The organism is Hydrogenophaga sp. PAMC20947 (assembly GCF_004795855.1).
Classification (GTDB): Bacteria; Pseudomonadota; Gammaproteobacteria; order Burkholderiales; family Burkholderiaceae_C; genus Hydrogenophaga.
In genome coordinates, this window is sequence record NZ_CP039252.1 from 4706243 (window position 1) to 4727490 (window position 21248).

23 protein-coding genes are annotated in these 21248 nt (G+C 63.4%); 11 read left to right on the plus strand and 12 right to left on the minus strand.

Annotated features, from left to right (window positions below; genetic code table 11):
* Positions 1 to 6: 6 nt before the first annotated feature.
* Positions 7 to 936 carry a LysR family transcriptional regulator gene (locus E5678_RS21495; protein ID WP_136180419.1) on the minus strand — a complete coding sequence of 310 codons (930 nt, stop codon included), beginning with the start codon at positions 934 to 936 and terminating at the stop codon, positions 7 to 9.
* A gap of 328 nt (positions 937 to 1264) precedes the next feature.
* Here E5678_RS21495 and E5678_RS21500 point away from each other — a divergent pair, with 328 nt between their 5' ends.
* Positions 1265 to 1603: a DUF4148 domain-containing protein gene (locus E5678_RS21500; RefSeq protein WP_136180420.1), complete on the plus strand. Its 339-nt coding sequence runs from the start codon at positions 1265 to 1267 to the stop codon at positions 1601 to 1603.
* A gap of 238 nt (positions 1604 to 1841) precedes the next feature.
* On the opposite strand, the gene E5678_RS21505 is transcribed toward E5678_RS21500, so the two are convergent.
* The 4 genes from E5678_RS21505 to E5678_RS22510 all read right to left on the minus strand — a co-directional run bounded on the left by E5678_RS21505 (position 1842) and on the right by E5678_RS22510 (position 4102).
* On the minus strand, positions 1842 to 2081 hold the full coding sequence (locus E5678_RS21505; protein ID WP_136180421.1) for a hypothetical protein: 240 nt from the start codon (positions 2079 to 2081) through the stop codon (positions 1842 to 1844).
* Positions 2082 to 2134: 53 nt separating this feature from the next.
* Positions 2135 to 2782, minus strand: coding sequence for an exopolysaccharide biosynthesis protein (locus tag E5678_RS21510; RefSeq protein ID WP_136180422.1), 648 nt, complete (start codon positions 2780 to 2782; stop codon positions 2135 to 2137).
* A 72-nt stretch (positions 2783 to 2854) separates the two neighbouring features.
* Positions 2855 to 3169: an addiction module antidote protein gene (locus E5678_RS21515; protein ID WP_136180423.1), complete on the minus strand. Its 315-nt coding sequence runs from the start codon at positions 3167 to 3169 to the stop codon at positions 2855 to 2857.
* Between the two features lie 504 nt (positions 3170 to 3673).
* The gene (locus tag E5678_RS22510) at positions 3674 to 4102 is read right to left on the minus strand and encodes a hypothetical protein (protein ID WP_210731960.1); all 429 of its coding nucleotides are present in this window, start codon (positions 4100 to 4102) and stop codon (positions 3674 to 3676) included.
* Between the two features lie 327 nt (positions 4103 to 4429).
* Between E5678_RS22510 and E5678_RS21520 the strand changes: the two genes are divergently transcribed.
* Positions 4430 to 5593 (plus strand): ABC transporter substrate-binding protein, encoded by a 1164-nt coding sequence (locus E5678_RS21520; protein WP_136180424.1) that lies wholly within the window; start codon positions 4430 to 4432, stop codon positions 5591 to 5593.
* Positions 5594 to 5683: 90 nt separating this feature from the next.
* On the opposite strand, the gene E5678_RS21525 is transcribed toward E5678_RS21520, so the two are convergent.
* The 3 genes from E5678_RS21525 to E5678_RS21535 all read right to left on the minus strand — a co-directional run bounded on the left by E5678_RS21525 (position 5684) and on the right by E5678_RS21535 (position 8138).
* Positions 5684 to 6886 carry an ammonium transporter gene (locus tag E5678_RS21525; RefSeq protein WP_136180425.1) on the minus strand — a complete coding sequence of 401 codons (1203 nt, stop codon included), beginning with the start codon at positions 6884 to 6886 and terminating at the stop codon, positions 5684 to 5686.
* Between the two features lie 177 nt (positions 6887 to 7063).
* On the minus strand, positions 7064 to 7507 hold the full coding sequence (locus E5678_RS21530; protein WP_136180426.1) for a DUF3465 domain-containing protein: 444 nt from the start codon (positions 7505 to 7507) through the stop codon (positions 7064 to 7066).
* 121 nt (positions 7508 to 7628) lie between these two features.
* A complete protein-coding gene (locus E5678_RS21535) occupies positions 7629 to 8138 on the minus strand; it encodes a hemerythrin domain-containing protein (protein WP_136180427.1) in 510 nt (169 codons plus the stop codon).
* A gap of 121 nt (positions 8139 to 8259) precedes the next feature.
* Here E5678_RS21535 and E5678_RS21540 point away from each other — a divergent pair, with 121 nt between their 5' ends.
* The gene (locus E5678_RS21540; RefSeq protein WP_136180428.1) at positions 8260 to 8583 is read left to right on the plus strand and encodes a DUF805 domain-containing protein; all 324 of its coding nucleotides are present in this window, start codon (positions 8260 to 8262) and stop codon (positions 8581 to 8583) included.
* 205 nt (positions 8584 to 8788) lie between these two features.
* The gene (locus tag E5678_RS21545) at positions 8789 to 9070 is read left to right on the plus strand and encodes a hypothetical protein (protein ID WP_136180429.1); all 282 of its coding nucleotides are present in this window, start codon (positions 8789 to 8791) and stop codon (positions 9068 to 9070) included.
* Positions 9071 to 9131: 61 nt separating this feature from the next.
* Here the strand turns inward: E5678_RS21545 and E5678_RS21550 are convergent, their stop codons facing one another.
* Positions 9132 to 10271 carry an HDOD domain-containing protein gene (locus tag E5678_RS21550; protein WP_247597061.1) on the minus strand — a complete coding sequence of 380 codons (1140 nt, stop codon included), beginning with the start codon at positions 10269 to 10271 and terminating at the stop codon, positions 9132 to 9134.
* A 153-nt stretch (positions 10272 to 10424) separates the two neighbouring features.
* The gene (gene argH, locus E5678_RS21555) at positions 10425 to 11876 is read right to left on the minus strand and encodes an argininosuccinate lyase (protein WP_136180431.1); all 1452 of its coding nucleotides are present in this window, start codon (positions 11874 to 11876) and stop codon (positions 10425 to 10427) included.
* A gap of 150 nt (positions 11877 to 12026) precedes the next feature.
* Between argH and E5678_RS21560 the strand changes: the two genes are divergently transcribed.
* The 4 genes from E5678_RS21560 to E5678_RS21575 are packed head-to-tail and all read left to right on the plus strand — an operon-like array spanning position 12027 to position 14750.
* Positions 12027 to 13094 carry a histidine kinase gene (locus E5678_RS21560; protein WP_136180432.1) on the plus strand — a complete coding sequence of 356 codons (1068 nt, stop codon included), beginning with the start codon at positions 12027 to 12029 and terminating at the stop codon, positions 13092 to 13094.
* A gap of 48 nt (positions 13095 to 13142) precedes the next feature.
* Positions 13143 to 13889, plus strand: coding sequence for a LytTR family DNA-binding domain-containing protein (locus tag E5678_RS21565; RefSeq protein ID WP_136180433.1), 747 nt, complete (start codon positions 13143 to 13145; stop codon positions 13887 to 13889).
* A 24-nt stretch (positions 13890 to 13913) separates the two neighbouring features.
* Entirely contained in the window at positions 13914 to 14444 is a 531-nt protein-coding gene (locus E5678_RS21570; RefSeq protein WP_136180434.1) for a hypothetical protein, read from the plus strand.
* A 30-nt stretch (positions 14445 to 14474) separates the two neighbouring features.
* Complete coding sequence (locus E5678_RS21575) at positions 14475 to 14750, plus strand: DUF2164 domain-containing protein (RefSeq protein ID WP_136180435.1); 276 nt, start codon at positions 14475 to 14477, stop codon at positions 14748 to 14750.
* A 108-nt stretch (positions 14751 to 14858) separates the two neighbouring features.
* Here E5678_RS21575 and recJ read toward each other — a convergent pair whose 3' ends face one another.
* Together recJ and E5678_RS21585 are read right to left on the minus strand one after the other, a co-directional pair.
* Positions 14859 to 16595, minus strand: coding sequence for a single-stranded-DNA-specific exonuclease RecJ (gene recJ / locus E5678_RS21580; protein ID WP_136180436.1), 1737 nt, complete (start codon positions 16593 to 16595; stop codon positions 14859 to 14861).
* Complete coding sequence (locus E5678_RS21585; protein WP_136180437.1) at positions 16592 to 17590, minus strand: phosphoglycerate mutase; 999 nt, start codon at positions 17588 to 17590, stop codon at positions 16592 to 16594. Before E5678_RS21585 ends, recJ begins: the two co-directional genes overlap by 4 nt.
* Before the next feature lie 50 nt (positions 17591 to 17640).
* On the opposite strand from E5678_RS21585, the gene E5678_RS21590 reads away from it, so the two are divergent.
* The 3 genes from E5678_RS21590 to lolD all read left to right on the plus strand — a co-directional run bounded on the left by E5678_RS21590 (position 17641) and on the right by lolD (position 21193).
* Positions 17641 to 18897 (plus strand): lipoprotein-releasing ABC transporter permease subunit, encoded by a 1257-nt coding sequence (locus E5678_RS21590; protein WP_136180438.1) that lies wholly within the window; start codon positions 17641 to 17643, stop codon positions 18895 to 18897.
* 36 nt (positions 18898 to 18933) lie between these two features.
* Positions 18934 to 20214 carry a lipoprotein-releasing ABC transporter permease subunit gene (locus tag E5678_RS21595; RefSeq protein ID WP_136180439.1) on the plus strand — a complete coding sequence of 427 codons (1281 nt, stop codon included), beginning with the start codon at positions 18934 to 18936 and terminating at the stop codon, positions 20212 to 20214.
* Positions 20215 to 20512: 298 nt separating this feature from the next.
* Positions 20513 to 21193, plus strand: a complete 681-nt coding sequence (gene lolD / locus E5678_RS21605) for a lipoprotein-releasing ABC transporter ATP-binding protein LolD (RefSeq protein ID WP_136180440.1) — start codon at positions 20513 to 20515, stop codon at positions 21191 to 21193.
* Positions 21194 to 21248 lie beyond the last annotated feature (55 nt).

Sequence of the window (21248 nt, forward strand, 5' to 3'; positions counted from 1 at the left end):
TGACGGTCACCCGGGGTCCGGCCCAAAAGTCTGTCTCCCTTCCGCCAATAAAAAATCAAGCATGGCCGCGACCCGCCCCGGCACAAATTTGCGTGTCGGGAGGGCGGCATAAATAGTCAGGCCGCCGGCTTGCCATTCGGGCAGCACACGCACCAGTGCGCCTTCCCTGACGTACGGTCGGGCAAGGTGCTTTGACACAAGGCACAGACCTGCGCCAGCCAAAGCTGCACGCAGCAACACATCAAAACTGAGCGACTGCAACACCACTTTCATTTCCACATCGACGGGTGCTGTGCCAAGCATGTCATGGGTCAGCCTCAGTCGATGTCCGCTGCTGTGCCCCGGTGATTTTTTCCACGGAAACTCCAGGTAGTCATGCTCCCGCAGTTCGCACGGACAGGCGAGCGTTCCTGCGCGAAGCAGGTAGCCCGGTGAGGCACACAGGATGCGTTCAGTTCTGCCCAATGCGCGCGCCACGATGTCACCGTCGTAATCGTCTCCGACAGCCATGAGCGTCAGGTCAAACTCCTCAACCCGCAGGTGCGAAAAAGGGTCAACGCTGACATCAAGCATCACCTCCGGATGTCGTTCGCGCCAGCGCGCAGCCAGTGGTGCAAAAAAATACGACGCCAGCATGGGCGTCGTGAGTATGTGCAAGGTACCCATCAGCACGCTAGAACTGTTTTGGGCGGCGATATCCGCATCGTTGATTTGTTGCAAAACGCTTTGGGTCATCTGCAGGTAGACGATCCCGGATTCGGTCAGCGCGAGCTTGCGTGTCGTGCGCTGAATCAGGCGGGTACCCAAATGATCTTCCAGATCACTGACCAGGCGGGAAACAGCGGTCGGAGACAGGTCGAGTGCGCGAGCAGCGGAAGAAAAACCACCTTCCGAGACCACTCTCGAAAACACCTGCAAAGACAAAAGTCTGTCCATGGCGTTGACCCCCGCTGAAGGCTAGACGATAGTCCTAAACGCTTGCCTTCACAACCCTCCGCATCGGGTTCTGAATCCGACCCCACACCGGCTCATACAGGTACCAGTATTGGTGTTTTGTCTTCACGTGGATCGTCCGTGACCTGTGGACGATTGGGTCGGAATTGGCAACGGTGTATGGCGTTTGGATGACTCGACGGCCGGTATCGCCTTGGTCACACTGATCATGCGGTGAAAAAAACATCACTGGATGGTTCACCGATAAGTGACGGACAAGAAGACACAAAGCCGTCCTGTCCGGAGGGTCATTTTCGACAAGGAGATCATCATGAACGTTTCGATCGTCAAACCACTTGCCTTGGCTGGCAGCCTTGCTTGCATGGCTGCCTTTCAGGTTTTTCCCGCTGCTGCACAGGAGATCTACCCGCAGGTAGACGAACCATCGCAGCACAGCACAAAAACACGCGCGGAAGTGCGTTCCGAGTATCTGCAGTCTCTCAAAGAAGGGTCAATCCCCAGCAATTCCGAATTTGATGAAGGTCCTTTTGGCCATGTGATGTCGGCCAAGGCTCCGGCCCCCAGTTCACTGACCCGAGAACAAGTGCAGGCCGACGCCATGGAATGGATGAGACTCAACAGCGGAGATTTGGACATGGGCAGCCGGTGACCCAGGAACGGGGGCTGATTGAGTCTGCACAGACAGCGTCCTTGAAGGTCAGTCGTTGAGAGTCAGGTCTAACCTTTTGCCCTTGAAATAAGTTTTGGAGAAAAGGCTAGGTGTAGGTCCTCAAAACATCCCGAGATGTGACTCGCCTGTCTACCGCTAGACATCCATCACGTCATTCAACGTGTCCGTACAGGCTGCAGGGGCCTCATCGACCATGAGGCGGGACCGCAAACGGCCTTCAGGCAATCAACATGGCAACGAACCAGCCAACTGCTGCGGCAACAACGGCATTTGTTCTTTGCGGCGAACGCAGCACGACGCAGAGCAGAGAGGCGTTTAAGGGAAGTGGCAAGAAATGCAAGGCAATGGCCCCTCCAGCATGGTCTTGCTGGGCGAGAACCATCAAGGCGGCAAAGCTGGCCAGCATGTTCACAACCGTACCAAAAACCAGCATGTCGCGCCAGAAGACGGTGCGCATGGGCACCTCGCCCCGCCATCGCTTGGTGATGAATGTGTTTGCGAATGGGCGCGTCATCGGAAGGTCTGCAAGAACAGGTAGAGCGCGCCTTTGATCACCGCAAGAACAATGCCGTAAACCACGGTGCCCGCAACAGCAGCACACACCAAACCTGCCATGGCCCACCAGCCATCGCGCTCCAGCACGCCCAGCGCGAGCACGCTGATCGCTAGAGCCGGCAGCATATTTCCCAGCGGGATGGGCAGCACCAGCACGCAGGCCAGCAGCAAGCAGACAAAACCGATCACATTCTCAATTGGAGGTGCAACGAGTAGGGCGGCGCGCGGTTGGAGCAGCTTCTCGGCCCGGGCGAGCCAGGGCACCACCCGGCGCATCAAGATGGCGAAATCCTTTCGCGCGAAAGAGCGCTTGGTGACGATCGTGGGCAGCCACGGCTTGAGCCCCAACATCAACTGCGCCGACAAGAAGATCAGCGGTGTGCCCAAGACGGCTGACACGCCTGGCGGCACGGGCAACACGTTGGGCACTGCGAAAATGAACATCAAAGCACCTATTGCCCGATCTCCCAGTGCCGTGAGCAGGTCACCAATGGATACGCGCTCGCGCTCGGTGTCGTGTGCGAGCTTGAAGAGCACAATCGAAAGTGGGCCTTCTTTGTGAATGTCCACTTGCGCCAGTTCAGAGTCCTTGTCAGCGCTCATACTCCGGATCTGGTCGGTTTGCCACAGAGGGCAGACATTTCATGAGTCAAGCTCAGGTCTTGCCCTTTTTCCTCAAGCGACTTCTGCATGCAACTGTACCCCCAACGCTTTGGCCACTTTGAGCACGGTTGCCAAGCTCGGATTGCCGTTTTCGCTCAACGCTTTGTAAAGGCTTTCGCGGCTCAGGCCGGCATCGCGGGCGACCTGGGTCATGCCTTTGGCACGGGCGATATCACCCAGTGCGCGGGCGATGCCGGCGGTGTCGTCGGGCGCGTCGGTGAGCCAAGCATCAAGGTAGGCGGCCATTTCTTTGGGCGTGTGCAGCTGTTCGGCCATGTCGAAGGCCGTGGTTTTTTTCGGGGCTGTGGGTGCAGCAGTTTTACTCATGGTGTTGTGTCAAGTGCCGTATCAGTGGCATTTCGCTGGCTCGGATCGCGGTGCGTGAGTCAGTCTGCCCGCACTTGAAGGCGGGCTCGGATGGTTCGGTCATTTGGTGCGCTGGGCCAGCCAAGAAAGACCGCTGTTACCAGAGCAGGCTCGGGTGAAGTGTAGCTCATAGGATACGCTTTATGCAGTCAAAAAGGGCCTGCTACTGCAGATCAAGTGAGGGACTGCATCGGTATCAACCGGCTGAACGGATCGACTCGGTCATCCCCAAACGGCCCAACCTTCACAATTCCAAAGCACTGGTACTTCGCCACCGCCAGCTCATACCCGAGCGTGGTTCGGGTCTCCAATCTCATCCGTCCATCGCCGCACCGCCGTGCGATGTGGAGCACTCCGGTCAAAACAGCTTGACCAGCTCCCTGGCGCATGTAGCGCGCTGCGGGGCGAATGGGCTTGATTTCACCGTGGTGTGGGTCGAGTTCATTGATGGCGCCGCAAGGCCATCTATGGATCGTCTGTTTGCTCGGAGCCGTTCTGACGCCACGCGGTGAGGAAGGGGATCTTGGATTGGTGCGGGGCGCCCAAGTTGAGCGCGCATACCTTTTCTGGCAGTGACTCGGCGTGCATGCCGGCGAGGTGTTCGCGCAGCAAATCAATCACCCGGGGGCGGGTGAAGTCGCGGTCAACCCGGATCTGAATCGGCGCAGTTCTCTGGCTTTGGTTTTGACCGTGGCTTGGATCTTGAAACAAGTTTGTCCCGCCCTGTCGCCATGGCCGCGTCTTTTGATCGCGCGGTTGTTGTTCTGTAGCGTTTGGATACATTCTGCCGCCCTTGGTGTGATGCGAGGTGCTCTCACTGTCAATCTTGCCAAACGCGGTGAGGCCAACGCAACTTGGGCCCAACGCTGACTTCCTTGGGGTCTTGGCCAGCACCGTGGGCGCTTGGGGTGCGGCCTTGGGCGTCGGTGGCGCCAGCGATGCAGAACAACCAAACAGGGAAGCAAGCCGCCACTTTCTGGCTTGTGTCAAGCAAATTGGAACGCAATCCCGATTCTTTATGACCCGTGAATCTGTGAATCTGGTGGGCAGCGCTGTCGCCCTGACGAACGTCAACCTGCACCCGACAGTCGGCACGCCTGTGACGGCCAATACCACTAAGGTGACGCACAGCGCCGTCGGGGTAACCAAATGTGCGTCTTTGCAGCACTGCGACCAGCAGCGGTAGCGGGGCTAGCCAACTAAAAACAACAGGAGACATCCATGACTTGCAATCTCATTCGGCGCGCTTTCGGAACGCTGCGCGCCACGTTCGCCCTGGCGCTCAGCCTGTTCCTGGCGTTGACGCACATCCAGGCGACTGCCGCCGAAATCGTCATCGGGCAGGTGGCGCCACTCACGGGCGTGTTGGCCAGCACCGGTGAGCAAATGGTGCTCGGCGGCAAAATCTACTTCGAGTCCATCAACGCCCAAGGGGGCATCAACGGCGCAGCGATTCGCCAGGTGGTGCTCGATGATGGTTACGAGGTGGACAAAACGGTGGCGCGTACCCGGGAGCTTCTCGCCAAGCCGGAGGTGGTTGCCCTGTTTGGCTTCGCCGGCACCGCCAACATCACGCAGCTGCTCAAAGACGGGGTGCTCGCCGCCGGCGGTGCAGCACTGGTCGCACCCTACAGCGGTGGCGAATCGCTGCGCTCGCCGTTCAATCCCTGGATCTTTCATGTGCGCGCCGGCTATGCGGATGAGGCGGAGCACATGGTGCAGCAGCTGACCACGCTCAGCATGAACCGCATCGCCGTGATGTACCAGGATGATGGCTTTGGCAAGTCGGGGCTGGAGGGCGTGGAATCAGCGCTGGAGCGTCGCAAACTCAAAGTGGTGGCAGCGGCAGGCTACCCGCGCAACACCGACGACGTCGCCGAAGCCGTGAAGACGATCGCAGCGGCCAAACCGCAAGCGGTGATCATGATCGCGATCAACAAGCCCGCCGCGGCGTTCATCAAGCAGTACCGCGAAACGGGCGGCGCCGCGCAGCTCTACAACATTTCGGTGGTGAACCCGGCCGAGATTGTTCGCCTGGCGGGTCTTGAGTTTGCCCATGGCCTGGGCATCAGCCAGGTGGTGCCGTATCCCTACCAGGCCAAGCTGCCGGTGGTGCGCGAATACCAGCAATTGCTGAAGAAATACGCGCCCGGTGCGGAAGTGAACTACACCAGTTTTGAAGAATTTCTGGGTGCCAAGGTGCTTGTTGAAGCCCTGCGCCGTGCGGGGCCAGCGCCCACGCGTGAACGCGTGGTCAAGGCGCTGGAGTCGCTCCAGAAGTTCGACCTGGGCGGCCTGGTGGTCAACTATTCGCCCACCAACCGCATTGGTTCGCGCACAGTGGAAGTGACCGTCATCGGCAGCTCCGGCCGGTTGATGAAATAGTCACACCAAGGGCTTTGTGCCTTTTCTGGATGGGGCACATCGTCAGTACCCGAGGGTGCTCCAGCTGGATCCCCGGTCAGGGCGGGGCGCTTACCAGCTCACTTCCCGGTCTGGCGTGGCGCTGATGCGGTGGGTGGTGAGGTCGGCGCCGTCGTATTCTTCTTCTTGCGTCAGGCGGATGCCGATCGTGGTCCTGAGCACGCCGTAAACCACAAAGCCGCCCAGCAAAGCCCAGCCCACGCCCATGGCGGTGCCGATGAGTTGGGCCATGAAGCTCACACCGCCCAGGCCGCCCAGGGCATGTTGCCCAAAGATGCCCGCTGCGATGCCGCCCCAGGTGCCGCACAGGCCGTGCAGCGGCCAGACGCCCAACACATCGTCGATCTTCCAGCGGTTTTGCGTGAGCGTGAACATCCACACAAACAGGCCGCCGGCGATGGCGCCCACGCCCAGGGCCCCAATCGGGTGCATCACATCGGAGCCGGCACACACGGCCACCAGGCCCGCCAGCGGGCCGTTGTGCACGAAGCCGGGGTCGTTCTTGCCGGCGAGCAGGGCCGCCAGCGTGCCGCCCACCATGGCCATGAGCGAGTTCACGGCGACCAGGCCCGAGATCTTGTCCAGCGTCTGGGCGCTCATCACGTTGAAGCCAAACCAGCCAATGCACAGAATCCACGCGCCCAGCGCCAGAAAAGGAATGCTCGAAGGCGGGTGGGCCGACATGCCGCCGTCTTTGCGGTAGCGGTTGGAGCGTGCGCCCAGCAAGATCACGGCGGGCAGGGCGATCCAGCCACCCACGGCATGCACGACCACCGAGCCGGCGAAATCGTGGAAGCTGGCGCCCGTGGTGGCCTCGATCCAGGCCTGTATGCCGAAGTGGCCGTTCCAGGCGATGCCTTCAAAGAAGGGATACACAAGGCCCACGATCACGGCGGTGGCGATCAGTTGGGGCCAGAATTTGGCGCGTTCGGCGATGCCGCCCGAGATGATGGCGGGAATGGCGGCGGCGAAGGTGAGCAAGAAGAAAAACTTCACCAGCTCGTAGCCGTTTTTCTCAGCCAGCTGCTCGGCGCCAACAAAAAAGTGGGTGCCGTAGGCCACGCCGTAGCCCACCAGAAAGTAGACGATGGTCGAGACCGAGAAGTCCACCAGGATCTTGATCAGGGCGTTGACCTGGTTTTTCTTGCGAACCGTGCCCAGTTCCAGAAAGGCAAAGCCGGCGTGCATGGCCAGCACCATGATGCCGCCCAACAGAATGAAGAGAGCGTTTGCGCCCTGTTGTAGTGCGTCCATAAGAAGTCTCCGTGCGGAATGATCTATTTTGGTGTGAAAAAAGCGCCAAAACAGGGTCTGAGTGACGCATTGCACCAGAAGCAAGCAAAAAACGCACCAGCTTGGAGGGTTGCGCTGCCTGATGGTGCAAAGCCGGGTCCAGGGCAGACGCCTGGGCAACGCGGTTCAACGACGGGCTTATTCGTAGGTCTGGCCGTTGTGCTTCAGCCAGCCCCCTTCGTGGCGGCCGGCCGGGTCGTGGTGGGTCCAGTGGATGACACCACCTTGGGCGTTCCACTCGTAGACGCCGTTGAAGGACACGGTGTCACCGGTGTTGAGCTGATTCAGGCGCGGCGCGAGATCGATGTTGTGGGCCACGAGCAGGGTCGCACCGCCGGGCAGCTCGATCAGAAAGCGCTGGTGCCGGCTGCCTTTGTAGTCGTCTTTCAGCAGTTTGAACACCGTGCCCTGGCCGACCACCTGCACGCCACTGCGTTTCTCGGCGATGGCGTTGTGAAGGACGCTCTGGCGGGCGCTGCTGCTGGCAGCGGGTGGTGTTTCTGGAGGGGGCGCGAAACGCTGACCCAGCCCGAAGTACACCGCGGCCGCAACAGCAATGGTTACAAATAGTTTTTTGTTCACCGCCTGTTTATACGGTCGAACGGCCCTTGCTGGCGGGGTGCATGCACAAAAACAACCACCCCGCGCTGGGGTGGTTTACAGCATGGCGCTGGCGTGGTTGGCCTGATGGGCGTGGCTGGTGTCAGCTGCAGCTGACGCTGCCGCAGCCCGACATGGAAGCGGGGCGCACCTTGGCCGGATCGGCCAGGGTTTCGGTACGCGAATCGAAACCCACGTTTTTCAGGTGCTGGGCCAGACCGGCGTCCATGCTGGCGGCGTGTTGTGGAAACCACTCCACCAGGGCCTCGGCCAGGCGGGTGATGATTTCCGGGTCGTCGTTCTGAAAATGGGGGATCACCGCGCGCATGGTCTCCAGAATGGTGGCGTGGTGCGATGCGTGGCAGTTGTCGGGCTCGAAGCCTGTGGCCAGCATCCAGCGCTCTTCCTGGGCAAAGTGGTCGATCGTGTGTTCGAGGAACTCTTGATACAGCGGCAGTTGCTGGTCTTGCGGCGTGGCCAGCAGCTGGTTGAGCTGGATCGTGAACTCTTCGTGGGTGTCGTCCATGCGGGCGTCACCGGTCTCAAGCTTTGGGTTCCAGACGAGCCCGTCGCTCAGGTTGGCCTTCGTTGGGGAGGTGGGTGCGTGTTCCATGGGCGTCAACTGTAGCGTGAAGTGGGGGCGTGGCTTTGATCGGGGTCAAGGTGCTGCGCCGCATGCCGTGTCACATACCGTGGCCTATGATTCGTCGTTTTTTCAAATTAAGGGAGTGGTGATGACTTTTGTGGACGCGATCAAGAGCGGTTTTTCCAACTACGTGGGTTTCTCAGGTCGGGCGGCTCGGTCGGAGTACTGGTACTGGCTGCTGTTTGTGGTGCTGGCATCGATCGGTTTGTCGATCGTGAGTGAGCAACTGAGTGGCATCTTTTCTCTGGCGGTGCTGTTGCCCGGCATTGCAGTCGGTACCCGCCGCCTGCACGACGTGGGTCGAAGCGGGTGGTGGCAATTGCTGAGCCTGACCGGTATCGGCATCTTGGTGCTGATTTACTGGGCCGTGCAACCCAGCGAAGGCCAAAACGACTTCGGCGCAGCGCCCTGAGACGCTGCGCCGTTGAACCCTTGCGACACCGCCAACGGCGGCTCATGGGGTTTCCCGCTTCCCGGCGCACGCTGCGATCAGGGTGAGCGCCGCAGCCTCCGGTCTATCATGCCGTTGCAGGCTTGGAACCGCTCCGGCGCTTGATGCACAGGGGGCGGGGCGCAAGGGTTTCGAGAACCCGCACAACAACGGAACGAGAGAGCACATGAAGCAACAAATCAAGCGGCTGTCACCGCATCAAAACGGCAAGGTGTTTGGCGTCATCTGCGCGTTGGGCTCACTGCTCTTCGTCATCCCGATGTCGATTGCCTTCAGCGCCATGCCCATGGGGCAGAGCAATGGAATGCCCACATGGCTGCTGCTGTTCTTTCCCGTCATCTACCTGGTGATGGGTTACCTCAGCGTGGCCATTGGCTGCCTGGTCTACAACGTTGCGTTTTCGTTCCTCGGGGGTATCGAATACGAAACCATAGAGGTCGACGAATAGGCGGGTTGGACCAGGGCCCGTTCAGGGCCTGGGGCGTGCTCAGGACCTGTCCAGGCATTTTTCAGGCCGTTTTGGCCGCTCCGCCCATCATTTGCGCCAGGGCTTCCTGCACTTCGGCCGAAGCCAAGGCGGCGGGCAGCTGGCGCAGCATCGGGTTGCGCAGGTGTTGATTGAGGTAGAAGGTGTCGGGGCCCACATCCAGGAAGGGGTCGTAGCCCTGGAGCGTGGTCATTTGGCCTGTGGCCAGCCGCTCGCCGAGGCGGGCACACAGGTAACACAGGGCCAGGCGGGGTGATTCGGCCGTGGGCTCTGCGCTGGGCGGCGTGACCAGCACGCGGTCAATGGCGCGCACGTGGTTTACCAGCGCTTCCGGCAAACCCCAGGCCTGCATCAGCAGGCTGCCCACCTCGCCTGCGCTCAGGCTCATGGCGACTTGTTCGCGTTGGGCGCGCTCCAGTCGGCCGAGCTCCAGCCAGTCGTTCAGGGCCTTGGGCGGCAGCAGCGATGCGGCCGACAGGTGACCCACAAAGCCCAGCACTACCTGGGTCGACAGGGCGCCTTGATCGGGCAGGTTGAGCGCTTTGCTCAGGCGCACACACAGCTCACTGGCAATGGCGCTGGCGCGCCAGATGCCCTCAAACGCGCGCTGCGAAGTGGCCAGACGGGGCTTGAAGGCCTCGGCCAGCATGTATTGCACACAGATGTTGCGCACCGTGTTCATGCCCAGGAACGTGACGGAATGGCCAATGCCGGTCACGGGCTTGTGCAGCCCATAGAAAGGTGCGTTGACGGTGGACAGCACCTTGGCGGCGATGATGGGCTCGCCCATCACCAGCTCGCTCAACTCGGCCGAGCCGGCGCGGGCCACGAATTCGGGCGAGAGCAGTTTTTGAAGCGACTGGGGTGGACGCGGAATGCCTTTGATGGCCTCCAGCAAGGTTTCGCGCTGTGCCCCTTCGAGGTCTTGGACCTGGCGCCACTCAAAGGCGGCCAGGGCTGGCGGGGGTACGGCAACCGGGGCAGCGGCAACGGCTGGGGTGGCAGAACCGCTGGCCGGGGTCGGCGTTGCGGACGACCGCTCCACCGCGCTGCGCTGCGCGGGCGCGGAACGCTTGGGCGCGACTTGGGCGCGCGCGCGATTGCGGAAGATGGCCCACCCGGCCAGGGCAACAGCCAATACCCCGGCGATCGAAATCATCATGACAGACACGGTGAGCACTCCATTCAAAGGTGATGACCCGGAAACCCCGTGGTCTTTGTTTCACCTATGAATCGGCGTTTTTGCGCTCGCCTTGAGTGGTTTCTGATGCGCGGCTGAAGGGGTTTTCACCCATGGAAACCGCCCCTCAGGGCTTCAACCCAGGCGGCTGCGGTGGCGTGCGATCTGGATCACCACCTGCGCGGGTGCGGTGCCCCCCACGGTGTTGCGCGCATTGAGGCTGCCACGCAGGCTCAGGCATTCGTACACGTCTTTTTCGATCGAGGCATTGAAGCCTTGCAACACGTTGAGCGGCAGCTCCGAGAGGTCGCAGTTGTGGGTGGTGGCGGCTTTCACCGCGTGGGCCACGGTTTCGTGGGCATCGCGGAAAGGCAGGCCCTTTTTCACCAGGTAATCGGCCAGGTCGGTGGCGGTGGCGTAGCCCTTTTTGGCTGCGTCTTCCATGGCCTGGGCATTGACGGTGATGCCGCCTTCTTTCTGGCCGGTTTGGGGGTTGAGCTGGCCGCCGACCATCTCGGCAAAGATGCGCAGCGTGTCCTTCAAGGTGTCCACGGTGTCAAACAGCGGCTCTTTGTCTTCCTGGTTGTCCTTGTTGTAGGCCAGTGGCTGGCCCTTCATCAAGGTGATCAGCGCCACCAGGTGGCCAACCACGCGGCCGGTCTTGCCGCGCGCCAGCTCGGGCACGTCGGGGTTTTTCTTCTGCGGCATGATCGACGAGCCGGTGGTGAAGCGGTCGGCGATCTTCAAAAAATTGAAGTTCTGGCTCATCCACAGGATCAGCTCTTCGCTCAGGCGGCTGATGTGCACCATGCACAGCGAGGCGGCGGCGGTGAATTCGATGGCGAAGTCGCGGTCGCTCACGCCGTCGAGGCTGTTTTGGCTCACTTGCGGCTCGCCGTTGGCGTTGACCATGCCCAGGGAGCGGGCCACGCGCTCGCGGTCCAGCGGGTAGGTGGTGCCGGCCAGGGCGGCGCTGCCCAGAGGCAGGCGGTTGGTGCGGCGGCGCACATCGTCCATGCGCTCGACATCGCGGGCAAACATTTCCACATAGGCCAGCAGGTGGTGGGCAAAGCTCACGGGCTGGGCCACCTGCAGGTGGGTGAAGCCGGGCATGATGGTTTCCACATTTTTCTCAGCCACATCGACCAGTGCCGTCTGCAGTTCGCCCAGCAGGTCGCTGATGAGGTCGATTTCGTCGCGCAGCCACAGGCGCACATCGGTGGCGACCTGGTCGTTGCGGCTGCGGCCGGTGTGCAGGCGCTTGCCGGCGTCGCCCGCCAGCTGGGTCAGGCGCGCTTCGATGTTGAGGTGCACGTCTTCCAGATCGAGCTGCCAATCAAAGGTGCCGGCTTCGATCTCGCTGCTGACCTGCGCCAGGCCACGCTCGATGGCGGCGCGGTCGTCGGCGCTGATGATGCCCTGGGCGGCGAGCATTTCGGCGTGGGCCCGGCTGCCAGTGACATCGGCCTGCCAGAGGCGCTTGTCAAAGAACACGCTGGCGGTGTAGCGCTTGACCAGCTCGCTCATCGGCTCCGAGAAGAGGGCAGACCAGGCTTCGGATTTTTTGTCGAGTTGGTTGGATGACATGCTGTGAGCCAATGGCTTTGTAAGGGGTTGCGAAGGGTGGCGCCCAGGCCAGGCGGGGGCACCGACGGGCGGGCTGGCAGGGCGCCCAGGGCCGGGCAAAAGGGGCACGGGCCTTGGCGCAAGGCTGGCGCTGTCGATATAGTGCGAGCCATGCAAGACTCCCGAATTTTATCGAGCTTCCAGGATCTGGCCCCAGCATCGGGTTCAAAGCCGCTGCAAAAGATGCCCGATCCGGGGCGTGGGCGCGGTCGCGGCCTGGTGTTTGACACCTGCCAGGTGGGGGTGGTTTTGCGGGCGGTGCTGTTTGTTGAAGCGATCGTGTGGGTGGCAGCCTTGTTCGGGGCCTCTCACCTGTGGTCGTGGATGGGGCAGATGGCGATGCTCACGGGCGCGGGCCTGCCGGCGGTGCTGTTGTGGTTGCTGGCTGTGTGTGCGGCCAAGCGCTGGCTGGCCCGATTGCACATGGCCTGGCAGTGGGCTGCGGGTGTTTCCCTGGGGGCGCTGGCCGCGCTCTATGGCTGCGGCATGCTGGCCTGGGGTGGGCTGATCTCCCCGGCGCCCTGGCTGGCCAGCGCCGCTTCTGGCGCGCTGATCTCGGCGGTGTTGATTGCCGGGTTGATCTGGCGCGCACGGGCCCGCACCCCCGCCAGCACGACAGCGCGCCTGGCCGAGCTGCAGGCGCGTATTCGGCCCCATTTTTTGTTCAACACCCTCAACAGTGCCATTGCGCTGGTGCGGGCCGAGCCGGCCAAGGCCGAGCGATTGCTGGAAGACCTGAGCGAGCTGTTTCGCTACGCGCTGGTCGATTCCAACGAGGCTGTACCGCTGAGCCAGGAGTTGGACCTGGCCCGGCATTACCTGGCCATTGAATCGGTGCGGTTTGGGGCTCGCCTGCGCATTGAGTGGAGCATTGACCCGACGGCCGCCGAAGCTCGCCTGCCGCCGCTGATCCTGCAGCCGCTGGTGGAAAACGCAGTGAAGCACGGTGTGGAGCCCAGCGAGACTGGGGCTGTGGTGCGCATCAGCACCCACCGCCGGGGCTCGGTGGTGGTGATCAAGGTGACCAACACGGTCCCAGCAGGCACCGGCGCGCCCGGGCACGGCCTGGCGCTGGACAATGTGCGCCAGCGCCTCAACCTGCTGCACGACGTGGAGGGGCGCTTTCAAAGTGTCCTGGTGGACGGTATTTTTCAGGTTCGACTTGAAATACCGGTATAAGCTGGAGTCTGGGCCACCGGCCTGGGCCGGCAACCGAGGGAATGACGCATGGGACTGAAGGTTTTGATCGTTGACGACGAAACACTGGCACGTTCGAGGCTGCGCACCCTGCTGGGCGATTGCAGCGACCCGCGCGTGGAAACCATTGGGGAAGCGGCCAATGCGGTGCAGGCGATGGAACACATCCAGCGCACCGACTTTGATCTGGTGCTGCTCGACATCCACATGCCCGGCGTTGACGGCATGGCCCTGGCCGCCACCTTGCAGGAAATGGCCGCGCCGCCCCAGATCGTTTTTGTGACGGCCCACGCCGAGCATGCCGTTCAGGCTTTTGAACTCGAAGCGGTCGACTACCTCACCAAGCCTGTGCGGCTGGAGCGGCTGCAGCAGGCTTTGCAAAAGGTGCAGCGCCAGCTCGCTGCCAATGGCGTGTCGATCAACGACACCTCCAACCTGTCCGAGTGCCTGGTGATCCAGGAGCGCGGACGCAGCGAGCGTGTGCCGCTGGCCGATGTGGTCTACCTCAAGGCCGAGCTCAAGTACATCACCGTGCGCACGGTCGACAAAGAACACATTTACGACGGCTCGCTCAGCGATCTCGAGCAAAAGTACGAACACCTGTTTGTGCGGGTGCACCGCAATGCGCTGGTGGCGCGCCGCCGCGTGCGCGCGGTGGAGAAACACAACGACCCGATGGACGGCGAAGGCTGGGCCGTGCGCCTGGACGGCATTGAAGACCGCCTGGCGGTGTCGCGCCGGCAGCTCTCGGCGGTGCGCGAAGCGTTGATGGGCTGAGGCCCCTTTTCTCCCGCGCCGAGCATGCTCCGCGTCCTGCAACACTCTGCGCTTTCTGGGTTTCACTACCAGGCCCTGGATGCCAGCGGCTGTTTTCTGGCCGACCTGGTCTGGCCCAACTTCGCGCAGGCGAAAAACGCACGGCTGCGCTGGCACCCGCCCGATTCGCCCGACGCCGATGTGCAGATCCACATGCCACATGGCCTGTACCGCATTGGCTTTGAATTCCTGAGCCGGGGCGTTGTGAATGAGACCCGCTACACCTTGCACCAGGGTGCCGAGGTATTGGCGGTGGCCGACGTGCTCTCGCCCAGACAAGGCTGGCAGCGCCAGCAGGTTCACTTGCGCCTGCCATTGGCGGCCGAGCTGAAGCCTGTCCGGCAATGGGGGCGCGTTTGCTACCGGCTGGAGCGGCCAGGCCAGTGCCTGGGCACGATCGAAGAGCCTCGCTGGTTCAGCGTGAAGCGCGAGCTGGTGGTGGTCCTGCCGCCGTCCCTGGAGCTGCCCACCCAGTTGTTCATCGCCTTCATGGTGATCAACGCAGCGTTTCGGTAGGATGGTGGTGTTGCACCCTGTGAACTTGCCATGACCATCGAACTCACCCAAGAAGACCGCCAGCAAGCCATCGCGTCCATCGAACGGTATTTCCGTGAAGAGCGCGATGAAAAGATTGGCAACCTGACCGCAGGCGCCATGCTGGGCTTCTTCCTGGAAGAGATCGGCCCCAGTATTTACAACCGGGGTGTGCTCGACGCACAGGAAAAGATCCAGGCCCGTGTGGCCGAGGTGGACTTTGAAGTGCACGAAGCCGAGTTTGGCTACTGGAAGAAGTTTGAGCGGGCGGCAAAAGGCAAGCGGTGATGTTGCCCGCCTCGCCGCGCCAATCACCCGGCGGCGCGAGGTGCTTCAACCCAGGCCGCCAGCATCGCCCCCTTGAGGGGGTGACGCCGCAGGCGGCGCGGGGGTGGTCTATATCTCTGCAGCCTCAACGAGGAAACGCACCCGCCGCTGCCCTTGCCATTCGTCCGCATCGAGGCGGAACGCCAGCTTGACGCGCTCGGGCAGCGGCTCGGTGTGGCCAAACCAGATGCCGTCGACCGGATCGCCCTGGTGCTTCATTTTCAGCGCCAGGTGTTTCTCACCCACCAGCCGCTGGCTCACGATCTGCACTTCTTCGCAGAACACGGGCGGCGCGAAGCCCTGGCCCCAGACCTCCTTGTGCAGGGTGTCGACCAGATCGATGCGGCGGTATTGTTTGTCCAGCGCGCCGTCGGCTTCCGTGCGGCGTTCGAGCGTGGCGGCATCAAGCCATTCGTGGGCCACGAGCTGCAAGGCGGCTTCGAAGGTTTCCAGGTGTTCTTCTTCAATGGTGCAGCCGGCGGCCATGGCGTGGCCACCGAAGCGCATCAACACACCGGGGTGGCGCTTGGCCACCAGGTCGAGCGCATCGCGCAGGTGGAAACCAGGGATGGAGCGGCCCGAGCCTTTGAGCTCGTGTTCCTTGCCCTCGGCGCCGCTGGCGGCAAAAACGAAAGTGGGGCGGTGCAGCTTGTCTTTGAGGCGCGAGGCCACGATGCCGACCACACCTTCGTGGAAGTCGGGATCGAACACGATCATCGCGGGCGGCGGCTCTTCAGATGCGTCGAACATCTCTTCGACCATGGCCAAGGCCTGGTCGCGCATGTCGCCTTCGATGGCTTTGCGCTCGCGGTTGATGCCATCGAGCGTGCGCGCGAGTTCGTCGGCGCGCAGGGCGTCGTCGGTGTTCAGGCATTCAATGCCCAATGTCATGTCGGCCAGGCGGCCGGCCGCGTTGAGGCGCGGGCCCAGGGCAAAACCAAAATCGAAGCTGGTGGCCACCGGGTATTTCCGCGCGGCCACGTTGAACAAGGCGGTCATGCCGGGCGGCATGGCACCAGCGCGCACCCGCTTCAAACCCTGGGCGACCAGGCGGCGGTTGTTGGCATCGAGCTTGACCACGTCGGCCACGGTGCCGAGCGCGACCAACGGCAACAGCGCATCGATTTTGGGCTGCGTCTTCGCATCAAAAACCCCGCGGTTGCGCAGCTCGGCGCGCAGCGCCAGCGACACGTAAAACATCACCCCGACGCCTGCGATCGACTTGCTCTCGAAGGTGCAGCCGGGCTGGTTGGGGTTGACGATGATGCAGTCGGCGGGCAAGACGATCTCGCCGTCTTTCAAGGCGGGCAAGTGGTGGTCGGTCACGATCACCTGCAGGCCCAGCTCGCGGGCGGCGCGCACGCCGTCGATGCTGGCGATGCCGTTGTCCACCGTGACCAGCACATCGGCGCCCGATGCTTTCACCCGCTGGGCGATCGAGGGCGTGAGGCCATAGCCGTCGGTCACGCGGTCGGGCACGAGGTAGCTGACGGCATCAAAACCCATGGGTGCGCCCAGCAGGCGCAGGCCCCGCAGGCCCACGGCGCAGGCGGTAGCGCCATCGCAGTCGTAGTCGGCCACGATGCAGATGCGCTGGCCGGCGGCCATGGCATCGGCCAGGGCGCGGGCGGCTGCGTCCGCACCCAGCATGTGGGTGGGAGGGATCAGGCGGCCGAGCGAGTCGTCGAGCTCTTCGGTGCTGGTGATGCCGCGCGCTGCAAACAGTCGGGCCAGCAGCGGGTGCAGGCCACCTTGTTCGAGCGCCCAGGCGGCGCGAGGGGGGACGTCGCGGGTGGTGATTTTCATAAGAGTTCGAGGTGTTTCCAGGCAGGGGTGGGGCCGCGCAGGCCGCTCAGGAACTGGCCTGCCCGCGCCAGCGCGCCGCGTGCCCGGGTGTTGTGCCAGGTCTGGGCGTTGCGCTCACCGCACAGCGTGAGGCTGACAGATTTGCCCTGCCGGGCGCGTTGCAAAAGGGGTTGAAAGTGGCTGGTGTCGAGCAGGTCCCAGGCCTGTTGCCAGGCGGCCCAGTCGGCGCGCAGGGCGGCCAGGCGCAGGCCTTGGGGCATGGCGGGGGCGGGTGCGGTTGCGTGGAACCCTTTGGGCAGCGCCCCGGCGCCGTGGACCCAAAAACCGTTGACGATGGGCTCGCGCGCGGCCTCGCGCTGGTCGTTCACCGGGTGGGTGTAGAAGAGCATCTGTGCTTCGCTTTGCAGCCGCTTGAGCAGTTGGGCGTCGCTGTCTTCGGGCGCATTGCCGGGCGTCCAGTCGGCCACGGAGCGGCCGCTGACGCGGTCGAGGCTGGCGCAGCGCAGCCGGCGCAGGGGCTCTCCCTGGGCACGCCAGCGGGCAGGGCTCATATAGCTCAGGGTGATGCCGTCTTCGGCGCAGAAAGGGGCCAGTGCGTCGAACAGCGGGCGGGAATGGTCTTCGCCCAACGCCAGCTGGTCGGCGGTTTGCAGGGTGACCTGGTCCGTGCCGATCTGGAAGTGGCAGGGGGTGAACCACGCCTGGGGCAGGCTGGGGTCATCGCTGTCGAGCGCGGCCCAGGGAAGGGTGCCGTCGACCGGATCGGCTGAACCCGGGTTCAGGCCCATGGCCCTCGCCAGTGCTCGCTCATGGGGCGGTGAGAGGTCGTGGTCGTCGCCTCTGTCGGTGGCACCCGGATTGAGCCGGGCCAGCAGCGCGCTCAGGTGGGGCAGGCGCAGGCTGGGCAGCAGCGCACGGCATTCTGGCGCGCTGGCGGCGGCAAAGGGAACCAGCAGGTGGGAGGACGACTCCATCGTCGGGCTTGGGGCAGACATGGTGCGATTGTCAGGGATGCCACAATCGCCCGAGGTATTTCACAGGTTTTATGCAAACCCCTTACGAACTTATTCTGGGCTGGCGCTACACACGCGCCGGCCGAGCGACCCGCCGCAACGGCTTTATCTCTTTCATCTCAGGCGTGTCCATGCTGGGCATTGCGCTGGGCGTGGCCGCGCTCATCATCGTGTTGTCGGTGATGAACGGGTTCCAGAAAGAGGTGCGCGACCGCATGCTCAGCGTGCTCGCCCACGTGGAGGTGTTTGAACCCAGTGGTCAGGCTTTGCCGGATCTGCCGCGCACGCTGGCGACCATTGAGCGCAACCCGGAGGTGATCGCCGCAGCGCCTTTTGTGGGCGCCCAGGCCCTGATCGCCCATGGCGACGACATGCGGGGGGCGCTGGTGCGCGGCATTGACCCGGCGCTGGAGCCCCGGGTCACCGATCTGGCGGCTGCGCTGAGCAAAACGGTGCTGCCCAAGCTGGTGCCGGGTGCGTACGGTGTGGTGCTGGGGGGAGAACTGGCACGCAGCCTGGGTGTGATCACGGGCGACTCGGTTACCTTGATTGCCCCGAGCGGGCAGGTGACGCCGGCCGGTGTGGTGCCACGCATCCGGCAGATGACGGTGGTGGGCACGTTTGATTCGGGCCACTACGAATACGACGCGTCGCTGGCGTTGTTGCACATGGACGATGCGGCGCGCATCTTCCGGGTCGAAGGCGCCACAGGCGTGCGCGTGAAAATCCGCGACCTGCACGCGGCGCGTGAAGTGGCAGTGTCGATTGCGTCCAGTCTGGACCCGGGCTTGTCGGTGACCGACTGGACGCGCCAGAACCGCACCTGGTTTGCCGCCGTGCAGCTGGAAAAACGCATGATGTTCATCATCCTGACGCTGATCGTGGCGGTGGCGGCATTCAACCTGGTGTCCACGCTGGTGATGACGGTGACCGACAAGCGCGCAGACATCGCCATTTTGCGCACGCTGGGCGCCAGTCCGCGCAGCATCATGGGGATCTTCATGGTGCAGGGGGCGATGGTGGGGGTGATCGGCACACTGGCGGGCCTGTTGTTCGGCCTGGGCGTGGCGTTCAACATCGACACTCTGGTGCCGGCCATCGAGCGGGCGCTGGGCGCCAGTTTTCTGCCCAAAGACATTTACCTGATCAGCAGCATGCCCAGCGATCCGCAGCAGGGCGATATCGTGCCGATCGCGGTGATTTCCCTGGTGCTGGCCTTTGTGGCCACGATTTACCCCAGCTGGCGCGCGAGCCGCGTGAACCCGGCGGAAGCCCTGCGCTATGAATGAGCGTGTTCAATTCGCTCATCTGCAGGAGATGACCGCATGAAGCGACCGCGTTTTCTGCCCCGCGAATGGCCCTATGAATGGCGGGTGGGCTGGCGCTACACGCGGGCCGGTCGGGCCACGCGCAGCAACGGGTTCATTTCCTTCATCTCGGGCGTGTCCATGCTGGGCATCGCCTTGGGCGTGGCGGCGCTGATCGTGGTCTTGTCGGTGATGAACGGCTTCCAGAAAGAGGTGCAAAAGCGCATGTTGAGCGCCGTGGCCCACATCGAGGTGCTGGAAGACCGGGGCCAGGCTTTGCCGCAACTGCCGATGCTGGAAACGGCGATTTTCAACCAGATCGACGTGGTGGCCGTGGCCCCGTTTGTGCGCGAGCAGGCCATGCTGGCGCGGGGTGAAGACATGCGGGGGGTGCAGGTGCGGGGTGTCGACCCGGCGCGCGAGGCCGCCGTGACCGCGCTGGCCGCCGACTTGTTGCCGCGCCTGGCCGCGGGACGCTTTGGGGTGCTGGTCGGCACGGCGCTGGCTGACACATTGGGTGTGGAAGTGGGCGACGCCCTCAGCCTGCTGGTGCCTCGCCGCTCGGGCATGTCGGGCAGCGCCTCGGCCATGGGAGCACCCCGGGTGCGCCCATTGACCGTGGTGGGTATCTTTGACAGTGGGCACTACGAGTACGACTCCTCGCTGGCCTTGATGAACTTGGCTGATGCCCAGCAGCTGTTTGAGCTCGCCGGCCCCAATGGCCTGCGCCTGCGGCTGGACGACCCCGACCGTGCGCCCGCTGTGGTGCAGGCGCTGGCCAAGCACATGCCCCGGGGCACCTGGCTGACCGACTGGACCCGCCAGAACGCCACCTGGTTTTCCGCGCTGGGCCACCAGAAGCGGTTGCTGTTTCTGATTCTGGTGCTGATCGTGGCGGTGGCGGCGTTCAATCTCGTGTCCATGCTGATGATGTCGGTGGTGGACAAACGCGCCGATATCGCCATTTTGCGCACCCTGGGTGCCGCCCCGCGCAGCATCATGTTGGTGTTCATGGTGCAGGGCGCGATGGTGGGTATTCTGGGCACTGGCTTGGGCCTGGCGCTGGGTCTGGTGGTGGCGCTGAACCTGCCCGAATGGATTCCCGCGCTGGAGCAGGCGCTGGGCGTGCACTTCCTGCCCAAGGACATTTACCTCATTGACCACATGCCCAGCGATCCCCAGATGGGCGACATCGCCCCGATCGTGCTGGTGTCGCTGCTGCTATCGTTGCTGGCCACGCTCTACCCGAGCTGGCGCGCCAGCCAGATGAACCCGGCCGAAGCGCTGAAATACGAATGAACGATACATGCCCCCACGCTCCGCCGCTGCGCGGGTCGCTGCCCCCCGAGGGGGCTGACCTGGCTTGGGGCGGCCCGGCGCTGCGGTCGATTGGTCCCCACGCTCCGCCGCTGCGCGGGTCGCTGCCCTTGCAGGCCGCGGCGTTGTCAGAGTCAACGCCTCTTCGGGCTGTCCAGGCCTGCGCAGGCAGGCCTGGAGCCGCAGCCCTCAGCCCCTCGGGGGCTGATGACCTTGCTTGGGGCGGCCCGGCGCTGTGGTCACTGAGTCCCATGCTGTGCCGTTCAGCGAACATATTTTTATGACCCATACCGTACTGCAGGCCACAGGCCTGACCAAACGATTCACCGAAGGCCGGCTGGATGTGACTGTTCTGCAGGGGGTGGACCTCGAGGTGCGCGCCGGCGAGACGGTGGCGATTGTGGGCGCCTCGGGCTCGGGCAAAAGCACGCTGCTGCACCTGCTCGGCGGGCTGGACGCGCCCACCAGCGGGCGGGTGACCCTCAAAGGCCAGGCCATGGCCGGGCTGAGCGCCGCCCAACAAGGCGAGTTGCGCAACCGCCACCTGGGCTTTGTGTACCAGTTTCACCATTTGCTGCCCGAATTCAGCGCGCAAGACAACGTGGCCATGCCCCTGTGGATCCGGCGCATGCCCCGCGAAGCGGCGGGTGAACGCGCGGCGGCCGTGTTGCAACAGGTGGGGCTGGGCGACCGCCTGCACCACCGCCCGGCCGAGCTGTCGGGTGGTGAGCGTCAGCGGGTGGCGATCGCACGCGCGCTGGTCACGCAGCCGGCCTGTGTGCTGGCCGACGAACCCACGGGCAATCTTGACCGCAGCACCGCCGATGGCGTGTTTGAACTCATGATGCAGCTGGCCCGCGATCAGGGCACGGCGTTTGTGGTGGTGACCCACGACGAAACGCTGGCCGCGCGGTGTGGGCGCATGCTGCGGTTGACCAAAGGTGTGTTGACCGAGGGCTGAACCCCAGACCCTGAGACCCTCACGCGACCGGCGCGGTCGCCAGAGGGCAGAGGGT

Coding starts and splice junctions, on each gene's coding strand:
- E5678_RS21525 (WP_136180425.1), bottom strand. CDS start 6,886: ATGGACGCACTACAACAGGGCGCAAACGCTCTCTTCATTCTGTTGGGC.
- E5678_RS21540 (WP_136180428.1), top strand. CDS start 8,260: ATGACTTTTGTGGACGCGATCAAGAGCGGTTTTTCCAACTACGTGGGT.
- E5678_RS21585 (WP_136180437.1), bottom strand. CDS start 17,590: ATGTCTGCCCCAAGCCCGACGATGGAGTCGTCCTCCCACCTGCTGGTT.
- E5678_RS21570 (WP_136180434.1), top strand. CDS start 13,914: ATGCTCCGCGTCCTGCAACACTCTGCGCTTTCTGGGTTTCACTACCAG.
- E5678_RS21545 (WP_136180429.1), top strand. CDS start 8,789: ATGAAGCAACAAATCAAGCGGCTGTCACCGCATCAAAACGGCAAGGTG.
- E5678_RS21560 (WP_136180432.1), top strand. CDS start 12,027: ATGCAAGACTCCCGAATTTTATCGAGCTTCCAGGATCTGGCCCCAGCA.
- E5678_RS21505 (WP_136180421.1), bottom strand. CDS start 2,081: ATGCGCACCGTCTTCTGGCGCGACATGCTGGTTTTTGGTACGGTTGTG.
- E5678_RS21500 (WP_136180420.1), top strand. CDS start 1,265: ATGAACGTTTCGATCGTCAAACCACTTGCCTTGGCTGGCAGCCTTGCT.
- E5678_RS21565 (WP_136180433.1), top strand. CDS start 13,143: ATGGGACTGAAGGTTTTGATCGTTGACGACGAAACACTGGCACGTTCG.
- E5678_RS21590 (WP_136180438.1), top strand. CDS start 17,641: ATGCAAACCCCTTACGAACTTATTCTGGGCTGGCGCTACACACGCGCC.
- argH (WP_136180431.1), bottom strand. CDS start 11,876: ATGTCATCCAACCAACTCGACAAAAAATCCGAAGCCTGGTCTGCCCTC.
- E5678_RS21515 (WP_136180423.1), bottom strand. CDS start 3,169: ATGAGTAAAACTGCTGCACCCACAGCCCCGAAAAAAACCACGGCCTTC.
- E5678_RS21520 (WP_136180424.1), top strand. CDS start 4,430: ATGACTTGCAATCTCATTCGGCGCGCTTTCGGAACGCTGCGCGCCACG.
- E5678_RS21495 (WP_136180419.1), bottom strand. CDS start 936: ATGGACAGACTTTTGTCTTTGCAGGTGTTTTCGAGAGTGGTCTCGGAA.
- E5678_RS21535 (WP_136180427.1), bottom strand. CDS start 8,138: ATGGAACACGCACCCACCTCCCCAACGAAGGCCAACCTGAGCGACGGG.
- recJ (WP_136180436.1), bottom strand. CDS start 16,595: ATGAAAATCACCACCCGCGACGTCCCCCCTCGCGCCGCCTGGGCGCTC.
- E5678_RS21510 (WP_136180422.1), bottom strand. CDS start 2,782: ATGAGCGCTGACAAGGACTCTGAACTGGCGCAAGTGGACATTCACAAA.
- E5678_RS21575 (WP_136180435.1), top strand. CDS start 14,475: ATGACCATCGAACTCACCCAAGAAGACCGCCAGCAAGCCATCGCGTCC.
- lolD (WP_136180440.1), top strand. CDS start 20,513: ATGACCCATACCGTACTGCAGGCCACAGGCCTGACCAAACGATTCACC.
- E5678_RS21595 (WP_136180439.1), top strand. CDS start 18,934: ATGAAGCGACCGCGTTTTCTGCCCCGCGAATGGCCCTATGAATGGCGG.
- E5678_RS21550 (WP_247597061.1), bottom strand. CDS start 10,271: ATGATGATTTCGATCGCCGGGGTATTGGCTGTTGCCCTGGCCGGGTGG.